The following is a 10,457-nucleotide window of genomic DNA, read 5'->3' as shown; positions in this document are numbered from 1 at the left end:
GTGCCCGGGCGGTTTCGTCCATGGGTGTCTTCGGATCTGGCCAGTGGACCTGGTAAATGTCGATCCTGTCGGTCTGAAGCCGCTTCAGGGAATCCTCGATCTCACGCTCTATCCGGGAAGCGGTGGCATCCCGCCAGACCTTGTCCTGATCGTCATTCCAGTTCAGGGCCACCTTGGTCGCCAGAGCGATCCTGTCCCGCCGGCCATTGGCGAGGGCCCTGCCCACGATCTCCTCGGAGCGTCCGAAGCCGTATACCGGCGCGGTATCGATCAGACCAATGCCCTTGTCAATGGCCCTATGGATGGTATCAATGGACTGGGCCTCGTCCGTTCCACCCCACATCCAGCCACCAATGGCCCAGGTACCGAGCCCGACCGGTGTCACCTGAATGTCCGTGTTTCCGAAGTTACGCGTTTCCATATCTCCTCCCATTACGTGGTAAAAACAATTAAAGAAACTGCAGCTTCCTGAAGATTCAAGGCAGAATCACAACAGGTCCGCCTCGCGAAGTCAGAATCTTGCCGTTCCGGACAAAACATCACTGAATATCTGACGGGCAATTTTCCCCATTCAGTTCGGGCGCAAATTCGGCGCTCAGGCCGTACTTTTCCAGTATCCCGCAAAGTTGCCCATCCTCCTGGATATTCTCGATACCGCGTTCGAAAGCCTCCGCAATGGCGTTTGACCGTTCGACGTCTTGCGGGGAGAGTGCAAGGTAACCGGGGTGGCGTTCATCGAGGCAGCCGGCATTCACCAGGCCAGCGTTGTTCTGACCGGACTCGAACAGAAGCCGGTCATCAAGAAGCGCATCGTAGCGTTCCCTCCGCACCAGCTCGCGAAGGCGATCGGGAACGTCTTCTCCACTTATCAGCGTTACGCTCTCACCCCGGTTACGGGAAATATAAGCGTCCATTTCTTCGCCGTAGCTGTACCCTGAAGTGGCCACCAGGCGCATATTCTCGAGTGATTCCAGACCGTGATAGCGAAAAGGCTCACCCTCCGGAACGTAGAAGCAATATTCGCTCAGCGACACCGCCGACGAGGGGAAAATGAAACCGGGGGCTTCCCCCTTGAACGTTGGCACTATGGCATCGACACGCCCGCTCTTTGCTTCAACAATCGCCCGGTCGTAAGGCAGGTTTTTATAAACAACTCTGTGTCCCTCCGACTCCAGTGCAGCGCGGGCGATATCGACCGTGAATCCCGACTGCAATCCGGCCACATCGCAGGCGAAGGGGCACCAGTAGGCCGGAGCAGCAATCGAAACTGTAAACGATTGGCCCACCCGGGGTTCAGACCAGGCCGGAGAAACTGCCAGAGCCCAACAAATCCATAGATTAGTCCCCGCACCCCACTTCATCACTCAGTTTTCCTTTCCGAGGAACACCCGACCATCGTACTTAATGAGCTGATTTTTTTCATCTCACCGGCGCCCGGATTTCCACTCCCCGACAAGTGAAACCGGAGTGCGCTGCCGTTTACTCACCAACAGATCCCGGAAACTCTGCTACTTTGAATAGTACGACTGAATCAGGGCCAGCCTCTGCCAGTTGCCGGGCCGGCCGTTCGCGATCCATCAGCAGCGCAAGGAGGATTGACCACGGACATTCCAGTCAAGGCTTTTTCAATCGGTGTTCTGTTCGCCGCTGGCATGGTGCTGCAGGGCTGTTCCGATAGCCAGGAGCAGACCGAACCTGCGGCGCTGAATGAGTACGGGGTTGAACCTGAGGGAGCCACTGAGGACCTGTCCAGTGCGCGCAGCAGCGCCCCCGCAGATGCCGCGGTTACCATATTAAGCCCGGCGGATGGGGCCACAGTGACCAGCCCGGTAAATGTGGAATTCGGCCTCGAGGGCATGGAAGTGGTTCCTGCGGGCACCGATGAAGAGGATACCGGCCATCACCACCTGCTGGTTGACCAGGAGAAGCTGCCGCCTATTGATAAGCCACTGCCTTCGACAGAGCAGGTTATTCATTTCGGCGGCGGCCAGACCAGTACCGAGCTGGAGCTGGAACCCGGGCAACATACGTTGCAACTGTTGTTGGCCGACTTCAAGCACGTGCCCCATCAGCCCCCGGTAATCTCGGAAAAGATCACCATCACAGTGGAATAGGAAACCCCGGACAGGATTATTTTTATGGGAAATTCGGCATCTTCATCGGCATTGTCCGCATCTGCCGTTTTTATGTAACCATTATGAATCTGAACCTACTGACATGACCGGTCAGCACTGCAGCCGGTAACCGGGAGGCTATCCCATCCACAACGCAGAGATCGCCCGCAAGTTTCATGAGCTGGCTGACTTACTGGAAATCCAGAACGCCAATCCTTTCCGGGTCCGCGCCTATCGTAACGCTGCCAGTGTCGTGGAGGGTTCATCCCGGCCGCTGGAAGACAGGGTAGCCGACGGCGAGGACCTGAGCGCCATCAAGGGGATTGGCGAGGACCTTGCCGGCAAGATCGAAGAGCTGGTCAAAACCGGCGACCTGCCCCAGCTTGAGGAACTGCAGAAGGATGTCCCCGGGCAGCTCAGCGAACTGATGCGCCTGGACCAGCTGGGCCCCAAACGCACCCGGGCCATCCACGACGAACTGGGCGTCAGTTCACTGAAGCAACTGCAGGAGGCAGCGGAAGCCGGCAAAATCCGCGAGCTTTCAGGCTTCGGCGCCAAAACCGAGAAGAAAATTCTGGAACAAGTGAGCAAGCTTGGCGACCGGGACCAGCGCACCCGACTGGGCGAGGCGGAGCAGGTGGCCACTCCGCTGGTGAAGTACCTGAGTGAGCTTGATGAGGTCACCAGTATAGAGGTGGCAGGCAGCTATCGCCGGCGCAAGGAAACCGTCGGTGACCTGGATATTGTTGTAGCCTGTGCGGACAGCAAGCCGGTGATGGACCGCTTCACCAGCCATCCAGACGTGGCGAAGGTCGCCTCAAAGGGAAAGACTCGCGCCACGGTATATCTCAAGTCGGGCCTGCAGGTTGACCTGAGGGTAGTGAGAGAGGCCAGTTTTGGTGCCGCCCTGCACTATTTCACCGGCTCCCGGGCCCACAATGTGGCCATCCGCAAAATGGCCGTAAAAGCCAAACTCAAGATCAATGAATACGGCGTCTTTCGTGGCCGCAAACGTATTGCCGGCAAGACCGAGGAGGAAGTGTTCGAACAGGTAAATCTGCCCTGGATCCCCCCGGAGCTAAGGGAGAACAATGGCGAGATCGAGGCCGCCCTGGAAAACCGCCTGCCCGACCTGGTGCAGGAGGACGACATCCGGGGCGACCTGCACATGCACACCAGCGCCACCGATGGCCGCAACAGCCTCAGGGAAATGGCCGAGGCGGCCAGAGATCTGGGCTACGAGTACATCGCCATCACCGATCACTCAAAACGCCTGACCATGGCCAACGGCCTGGATGCCAGGCGCCTGCGCCAACAGATAGCAGCCATCGACAAGCTTAATGATGAGCTGCACGGTATCCGGGTGCTCAAGGGCATCGAGGTAGACATTCTGGAGGACGGCAGGCTGGACCTGGCTGACGATGTCCTGGACGAGCTGGACATTACCGTCTGCTCCATACACTCCAGATTCGAGCTGTCGAAAAAGCAGCAGACCGAGCGGGTGCTGCGGGCCATGGACAACCCCCACTTCAATATTCTGGGCCATCCCACGGGGCGGTTGATCAATAAGCGTGAGGCCTACCAGATTGACCTGAAGGCCATCATTGAGGCGGCGGCCGAGCGCGGTTGCTGCCTGGAACTCAACGCCCAGCCCAGCCGACTGGACCTGGCCGGACGCTACGCCAGTATGTTGCGAGAGGCCGGGGTGCTGGGGTCGGTCAGCACCGACGCCCATGCCACCAACCACCTGGGCTTCATGCATCTGGGGGTAGCCCAGGCCCGGCGGGGCTGGATGGAGAAGAAACATCTGCTCAACACCCGCACCCTGAAACAGCTAAAGAAAATACTGGTACGCTGATCGCATTCGCCCAATGGGTGCCCGCATAACCGACCAGCCAGAGGAGGCCAGAACGCAATGAAACAGCCCAGGGGACTATGTATAGACATCTCCGGTGTGCTCCATGAGGACGGTGAGACCGTGACCGGCGCCCGGGATGCCATTGCCCGGGTTCGCGAGGCCGGAATGCCAATCCGTTTTCTTACCAATACCTCCCGCAAACCCTCCAGCGCCGTACTGGACAAACTCCGGAACCTGGGTTTCGAGGCCAGCGAGGCCGAGGTGCTGACGGCACCGGTCGCCGTGGCACGCCACCTGAAAGCCCGTAATCTGAAGCCCTGGCTACTGGTGGATCCGGACATTGAAGGTGAGTTTGAGCCGGCTTCGCTTACCGCCGCCGATGCGGTGGTGGTCTGTGACGCAGGTGAGCTTTTCGATTATCAGCGACTGGATCAGGCCTTCGGCTTGCTGATGGAGGGTGCGCCCCTGCTGGCGGTAGGCATGAACCGGTATTTCAAGAAGTCCGACGGCCTGCACCTGGATGCAGGCCCCTTCATTCGTGCCCTGGAATATGCCGCCGGGGTGGAGGCGACCATTATCGGCAAGCCCGGCCAGGCCATGTTCCATGAGGCCTGTGACAGCATGGGATTAGCGCCCGGTGATTGCCTGATGATTGGCGACGATGTGGAAGCGGATATTGGCGGTGCCCGCCAGGCCGGACTTGAGGCGGCGCTGGTGAAAACCGGCAAGTACCAGGACGCCGACAGCGATCGGGCCGAAGAGCTTGACGCCGGAGTTTTCGACGATATCGCCGCAGTGATCGCAGAACTGAGTTGACGCAAGGCGTTTTAAATTTGCCAGCAAAGGCTGGCGACAACGTGCCTTAGCGACCCTCCGCGATACGGACCATCCTTTATTCGTACAGCGCGGACCCGCCAAAACATCCCCTCTAGCAAGATTAATCTGTCCCGGTTTCCGCTATCAACGGTTCAGCACACCGCGCTGCTACACATCTTGAAGCCGGTTTGTCGACAGTAAACGACCGGCCACTGTCATGAACCAATACCAGAAAAATTGAAAAAAAAGGAACGTTTATCAAGAGCGGGCGTGTGTAGAGATAACACGTAGCATTATTCGGCATAACAAACGGTGTGACTGATGCGCGTGTCGCCATTCGCAACAAGTGTATGAACTTATATTATTGATTTAAAAACTTTTATTTTATTTTTGCAAGACCTGGACAGGGCCTGGGACAGGTGCTTACTGTCCTTTCGTTCAGGTTAAAAACTGAACCAAATACGTGTCTTCATACAATACATAATAAAAATTTTTGAAGGTGAGGCATTTTCAAGGTGACTCCGCGGCGCTCGTTACCGGGAGTCACCATTGAGCAACCTGTGAGGGGGAGATGATGTTGACGGACAATTCGATGAGGCCTGGTTCCGGCACCCGAGGGCAGGGAGAGGTCCTGCTCACGCTGGGGGGTGTAATTTTCACCCTTACCGCCGCCTTCATGGCGGGCCAGGAATTGATGACGGTGCTGGCGGCCGATGCCGCGGCCCAGAAGTGGGGCAGCGTGGCGATGCATGGCCTGTTCGCCTTCATCATTGCCGTGCTTATCTACGGCGGACTGGTTTACCAGTTTGCCCGACTTTCCTGCCTGCGGCGCGCGCAGCGCCATCAACCGGTCTCGCGCGAGGCGCTGGAATGCGCCTTCGATGGCGCATCACCGCCCCTGACCATTCTCGTTCCCTCCTACAAGGAGGACACGCGGGTGGTTTACACCACCCTGATGTCCGCCGCCCTTCAGGAATACCCCAACCGTCGCATCGTGCTGCTCATTGATGACCCGCACGCGCCCACGGATGCCGAGGATGCCCGCCAGCTCGAGGCCGCGCGTGCCCTGCCGGCAAAGGTCGAGGCGCAGTTCGAGACTACGGCCCGGCACTTTCGCGAGGCGCTGGAGGCCTTTCAGCGTCGCGCTACCGAGGAACTCGACGAGGTCGAGGAGTGTCGCCGCCTGCAGGCCTGCTACCATGAGGCAAGCCAGTGGTTCCGCGCCCAGGAGGAAAGCTGGCCGCGACAGGATCATGCCGACGAGCTGTTCTGCGAGCGCGTGCTTGCCGCCCAGGCCGATGCCCTGCAGCAGCGCGCGCAGGCATTGACGAGCCTGGTCCATGGTTCCGACCAGGACGTCGTGACAGCCGCCCGCCGCGAGTATCGCCGGTTGCTGGGGCTTTTCAGCGTCGAAGTCACGAGCTTTGAGCGCAAGCGCTACGAAAACCTCTCCCACGAGCCGAACAAAGCGATGAACCTCAACAGCTACATCGGCCTGATTGGCAAGGCGTGGCGTCGGGTTGGTGAGCCCGGAAAACAGTGGCTGGTACCGGCGCGGCGCGAAAACTGCGATCTGGAGGTGCCCGACGCTGACTTCCTGATCACCCTGGATGCCGACAGCCTGATCCTGCCGGACTACGCTCTGCGCCTGATGCACGAAATGCGTCGCCCCGGCAACGAGCGACTGGCGGTGATCCAGACCCCCTACAGCGCCGTTCCCGGCGCACCCGGAACCCTTGAGCGCATTGCCGGGGCCACTACCGATATCCAGTACATCATCCACCAGGGCTTCACCGGCTGGCAGTCGACATTCTGGGTCGGTGCCAATGCGCTGCTGCGCAAGAGTGCCCTGGAAGCCATTGTCCAGCACGACGAGGAGCGGGGGCATACTGTCAGCCGCTATATTCAGGACCGCACCGTCATCGAGGACACCGAATCGAGCATCGACCTGGTGGAGCGTGGCTGGACTCTTTACAACTACCCGGCCCGGCTTGCCTACAGCGCCACCCCGCCCGACTTCGGCTCGCTGATGATCCAGCGTCGTCGCTGGGCAAACGGCGGGCTGATCATTCTGCCGAAACTGCTGCGTTTCCTCGCCCGGGGACCCGGACGCCTGCAACGACTGCCCCAGGCTTTCATGCGCATCCACTACCTGGTCTCCATCGCCCTGGTCAATGCCGGACTACTGATCATCCTTGCCGTGCCGCTTACCGATGCCGTCCAGAGTCTCTGGCTGCCGTTGACGGCGCTGCCCTACTTCGCGCTCTACACCCGCGACATGGTCAAGCTCGGCTACCGCGCCAGCGACATCCTGCGCGTCTATGCGCTGAATCTGGTAATGATTCCCGTCAATCTCGGTGGCGTAGCCAAGTCGATCCAGCAGGCCTGGACCAAGGCCAAGATTCCCTTCGGGCGCACCCCCAAGGTAACCGGACGCACGGCGGCGGCACCGCTGTATGTGGCCGCTATCTACCTGATCCTGGCGCAGTGGCTGGTGGCCGCGGGTTTCGATTTCGCGGCCGGGCGCTGGGCGCACGGCATCTTCGCCGCGGCCAACGCCGCAATGCTGGCCTATGGGCTCGTGGTCTTCATCGGCTTGCGTGAGAGTCTCGAGGACATGACGGCGGGCCTGGCCATTGGCCGATATTTCGGAGCCCGCAGGCAAGGGCCCGCAACTGCTGCTGAGGCAGCGTCTAAGTCACGAACGGACGACGAGACCGCGAGGCGCCGGAAACAGTTCCCGACGTCTTGCCACCTTCCGGCCATGGTACAGTCGTATCCAGCCGAGCGGGAAAAGCAGTCAGCATGAGGGCAAGGTCTCGAGGACACAATGGCAGCGGGTTTCACTGAAGCGAGCAGACATCTTTGCGGCGGCGCGCTCAGACGCCTCGCTGCGGTCGTGCTGGGTGCGGTTCTGGTCTGCTCGTTCAGCGCCCCGCTGCTGGCGGCTCCGACGGCGGCCATGGACGCGGCATACCAGGCGATTTCCGAGGGACGCCAGGCGGCGGCGATCAGAATGCTGCGCGACCAGCTTGAGCAGCATCCCGATGACCTGGAGGCGCGGGCACTGCTCGCCCAGTTGCTGTCCTGGTCTGGCGCCCTGGTAGAAGCCGGCGACCAGGCCGAGCGTGTGCTGGCACGGGACCCCGTGCACCCGGAAGCGCTGCGGGCGAGGGCGGACGCGGCTGCCTGGCGCGGCGACTTCGCCACTGCCCTGCCAGTCTATCGTCGCTATCTGCGCCACCACCCCTCCGCACAGGCCCGGCTGGCTTACGGCAATGCCCTGGTCGCGGCGGGCTACCTGCAACGGGCACGAACCACACTCGACGAGTTTGACCTGCAGCGGTCGTGGAAGACCTTCGAGGAGTTTGAAAGGGTAACAGCGGAGCGCCAGGCGCTGGTGCGGCGGCTGCATCGGCGCAGCGCGCCGAGCCTGCTGGTGGGTGGCACCCGCTACCGCGACAGTGCCGGTTCCCGGCGCAACGAGTCCCGGGCAGCGTTTGAGCAGCCGCTGGGTGATGTGCGGCTGAACCTGTTGCTCGAGCTGGTAGAGACGAATGATGATCAAAAGAGCAGTGACGCACACAGTGCCCTGCTGGGCGCGGAGGCACGGGTGACGGACTGGCTGACCGCAAGTGCCGCCCTGGGTGCCACGGAAATCCGCGACGATCAGATCGATGGCTATCCAGTGGGTCGGCTGAATGCCTTGGGGCACTTTGACAACCTGGACTACCGGCTGCGGCTGGAACGAAATGTCTTCAACGAGACGCCGACCCTACTGACCAATCGCATCCGCCTTAGCGAGATGGAGCTGGGGTCGGGCTATGCCTTCAGCGACCGGCTGCAGCTGGCAGGGAATCTCACGCGTACGCGGTATTCGGACGACAACGACTCGACCGAGGTCGAGCTTACCCCCCAGGTGGTGCTGCGCCTTCGCGACCCCGGTGTGCGACTTGGCTATCGGCGAAACCACCTGACCTTCGACCGCCAGAGTGGCAGCGGGTATTTCGACCCCGACCGTCTGGAAGCCGACCGGATCATGCTCTTCGCGACCCTCTTTCTTCCCCGATTACGTGGCGGCGTTGAACTCTACGCCGGGCAACAGCGATTCTCGCGCTTCGGAGAGCCAGTTGAACAGTTCATCGCGGACGGCAGTGCCCGCCTGGAGGTCGACCTGGGGCGCCACCTGGTGCTGCAAACGGAGGTTGAGGGAGGAAACTTCGATTTGCGTACCCCGGAAGGATTCAGCTACTGGATGGGTACGCTCAACCTGGTATTTCGCCTCTAGCAGCCTGACCGAAAACCCGTACAGATTTACGGTTCCGGTGTTACTGGTCCATTGCTAAAATCCAGTTCACGAGCTTTTCGGCCTCGTTACGGCTGACGTCAGTGTGAGCACCCATTTCAGGCATCTCGGCGTTGCCCCAGTGACCTTCTCCGCCAGTCAGCACAACATTGACCAGCCGGTCAGATTCCTCCATCGGATATCTTTGGGCAATGCTCAGAAATGAGGGCGCTATTGCCAACGCTCCGGTTTCACTTATCCCGTGACAGGCAGTGCACTTTTTCTCCTCGGCCAGCCGGGTCGTGTTTATGCCGCTCGAGTCAGCGGATGCTGACCCGGTTCCAAGGCAAAACACGCTTGCCAGGATGGTGGGTATGATTCTGGAATTCATCGCCAATCCGCCTCTGATCATCTAAGTTGATTCAGGTGAGATGACCATAAGCTGTTTTGGTCAACTCGGATGCCTCACCCTGAAACATAGATCAAGATGGACGACCATACAAAAGTACTCTGGATACCCTATATCGTTAACCGTATTGGCGTGCGCGGATCAGGGGACGCAGTGGCTTTAACATTCAAGGTGCCCCTGGTTCGCACCCTGTCATTTTTCATCAGCTTTGGCGCCCGGATGGTCTTTGTCTGGACCCTGCTTACCGCCTGAATATCGACCGGACAAGGACCCGCTTCCATTACAGCGACATCAGTTTGTCTGCAACCTCAACGAGACTGTTACCGGTGACGTCGGCGCCCAGAAAGACATCTCCGGGCTCGTGTTCAAGGCGCGAGCACCAGGCCGCCTGGGCACCGGCCCGTTTCGCACCATGGCAATCCCAGGCATGTACGGCGACCAGAGCCAGGCGCTCAATCGGCATACCCAGATGTTTTGCCGCGAAATGATAGATGTCCGGATGAGGCTTCCAGACGCCGGCATCCTGTGCCGTGATGATATGATCAACGAATCCGTCAAGCCCTGCCCCTTCCAGGAAACTACGTGTTTTCTCAGGAGTGTCGACGGTAAGGCATCCGACAGCCACACCCGCCTCAGAGATTTTCTTCAGCGCCGGCGCGGCGTCGTCGAAGGCGGGCAGCGTGGAAAACCCCTCCACTACGTACTCGATATCCTGTTCACTGAGCGTTTGTTTGGTTTCCGTGCGCAGTGATTCCTGCGCGACCGCTTCAAAAGGTGCCTTGTCTCCGGCCAGGGTCAGTGCCATGGCGTCGCGTTGAAAACGCAGGAACCAGGGCTCCAGAATGCTCGCTGGCTGACCAACCTCCTCCAGCCGGGCCGCCAGAGGATCAAGATCAATCAGGGTCTCAAGGACATCGAATAGAACTACGCTTGGTCGGTTAGCCATGTCGGGAGCCCTCCTCGGTCGCAGTGTTT

Annotated in this window: 10 protein-coding genes; 6 read left to right on the top strand and 4 right to left on the bottom strand. The window is 59.9% G+C overall.

Annotation, left to right across the window (positions count from 1 at the left end; genetic code table 11):
• A partial coding sequence (locus VJ956_RS10115; RefSeq protein WP_324084405.1) for an aldo/keto reductase occupies positions 1–421 on the bottom strand: 421 nt, incomplete at its 3' end.
• 118 nt (positions 422–539) lie between these two features.
• Positions 540–1,286: a substrate-binding periplasmic protein gene (locus VJ956_RS10110; protein WP_324084403.1), complete on the bottom strand. Its 747-nt coding sequence runs from the start codon at positions 1,284–1,286 to the stop codon at positions 540–542.
• 309 nt (positions 1,287–1,595) lie between these two features.
• Between VJ956_RS10110 and VJ956_RS10105 the strand changes: the two genes are divergently transcribed.
• The 5 genes from VJ956_RS10105 to VJ956_RS10085 all read left to right on the top strand — a co-directional run bounded on the left by VJ956_RS10105 (position 1,596) and on the right by VJ956_RS10085 (position 9,076).
• Positions 1,596–2,114: a DUF4399 domain-containing protein gene (locus VJ956_RS10105; RefSeq protein WP_324084401.1), complete on the top strand. Its 519-nt coding sequence runs from the start codon at positions 1,596–1,598 to the stop codon at positions 2,112–2,114.
• Positions 2,115–2,259: 145 nt separating this feature from the next.
• Positions 2,260–3,972 carry a DNA polymerase/3'-5' exonuclease PolX gene (gene polX, locus VJ956_RS10100; protein WP_324084407.1) on the top strand — a complete coding sequence of 571 codons (1,713 nt, stop codon included), beginning with the start codon at positions 2,260–2,262 and terminating at the stop codon, positions 3,970–3,972.
• Between the two features lie 57 nt (positions 3,973–4,029).
• A complete protein-coding gene (locus VJ956_RS10095; protein ID WP_324084400.1) occupies positions 4,030–4,788 on the top strand; it encodes a TIGR01458 family HAD-type hydrolase in 759 nt (252 codons plus the stop codon).
• Positions 4,789–5,359: 571 nt separating this feature from the next.
• Entirely contained in the window at positions 5,360–7,597 is a 2,238-nt protein-coding gene (locus VJ956_RS10090; RefSeq protein ID WP_324084398.1) for a glycosyltransferase family 2 protein, read from the top strand.
• Between the two features lie 153 nt (positions 7,598–7,750).
• Entirely contained in the window at positions 7,751–9,076 is a 1,326-nt protein-coding gene (locus tag VJ956_RS10085) for a tetratricopeptide repeat protein (RefSeq protein ID WP_324084396.1), read from the top strand.
• Between the two features lie 40 nt (positions 9,077–9,116).
• On the opposite strand, the gene VJ956_RS10080 is transcribed toward VJ956_RS10085, so the two are convergent.
• Entirely contained in the window at positions 9,117–9,464 is a 348-nt protein-coding gene (locus VJ956_RS10080) for a c-type cytochrome (protein ID WP_324084393.1), read from the bottom strand.
• Between the two features lie 96 nt (positions 9,465–9,560).
• Here VJ956_RS10080 and VJ956_RS10075 point away from each other — a divergent pair, with 96 nt between their 5' ends.
• On the top strand, positions 9,561–9,734 hold the full coding sequence (locus VJ956_RS10075; RefSeq protein WP_324084391.1) for a hypothetical protein: 174 nt from the start codon (positions 9,561–9,563) through the stop codon (positions 9,732–9,734).
• Positions 9,735–9,762: 28 nt separating this feature from the next.
• Here the strand turns inward: VJ956_RS10075 and VJ956_RS10070 are convergent, their stop codons facing one another.
• A complete protein-coding gene (locus VJ956_RS10070) occupies positions 9,763–10,428 on the bottom strand; it encodes a haloacid dehalogenase type II (RefSeq protein WP_324084389.1) in 666 nt (221 codons plus the stop codon).
• Positions 10,429–10,457: the final 29 nt, after the last annotated feature.

Origin of the sequence: Marinobacter sp. (assembly GCF_035268745.1) — a bacterium.
In the GTDB taxonomy this organism is placed as follows: Bacteria; Pseudomonadota; Gammaproteobacteria; order Pseudomonadales; family Oleiphilaceae; genus Marinobacter.
This window is presented reverse-complemented; position numbering and strand designations above follow the sequence as displayed.

What these genes read in the sequence shown, in the direction of transcription:
- VJ956_RS10095 (WP_324084400.1), top strand. Translation starts at nt 4,030, where the DNA reads ATGAAACAGCCCAGGGGACTATGTATAGACATCTCCGGTGTGCTCCAT.
- VJ956_RS10090 (WP_324084398.1), top strand. Translation starts at nt 5,360, where the DNA reads ATGATGTTGACGGACAATTCGATGAGGCCTGGTTCCGGCACCCGAGGG.
- VJ956_RS10085 (WP_324084396.1), top strand. Translation starts at nt 7,751, where the DNA reads ATGGACGCGGCATACCAGGCGATTTCCGAGGGACGCCAGGCGGCGGCG.
- VJ956_RS10080 (WP_324084393.1), bottom strand. Translation starts at nt 9,464, where the DNA reads ATGAATTCCAGAATCATACCCACCATCCTGGCAAGCGTGTTTTGCCTT.
- VJ956_RS10075 (WP_324084391.1), top strand. Translation starts at nt 9,561, where the DNA reads ATGGACGACCATACAAAAGTACTCTGGATACCCTATATCGTTAACCGT.
- VJ956_RS10070 (WP_324084389.1), bottom strand. Translation starts at nt 10,428, where the DNA reads ATGGCTAACCGACCAAGCGTAGTTCTATTCGATGTCCTTGAGACCCTG.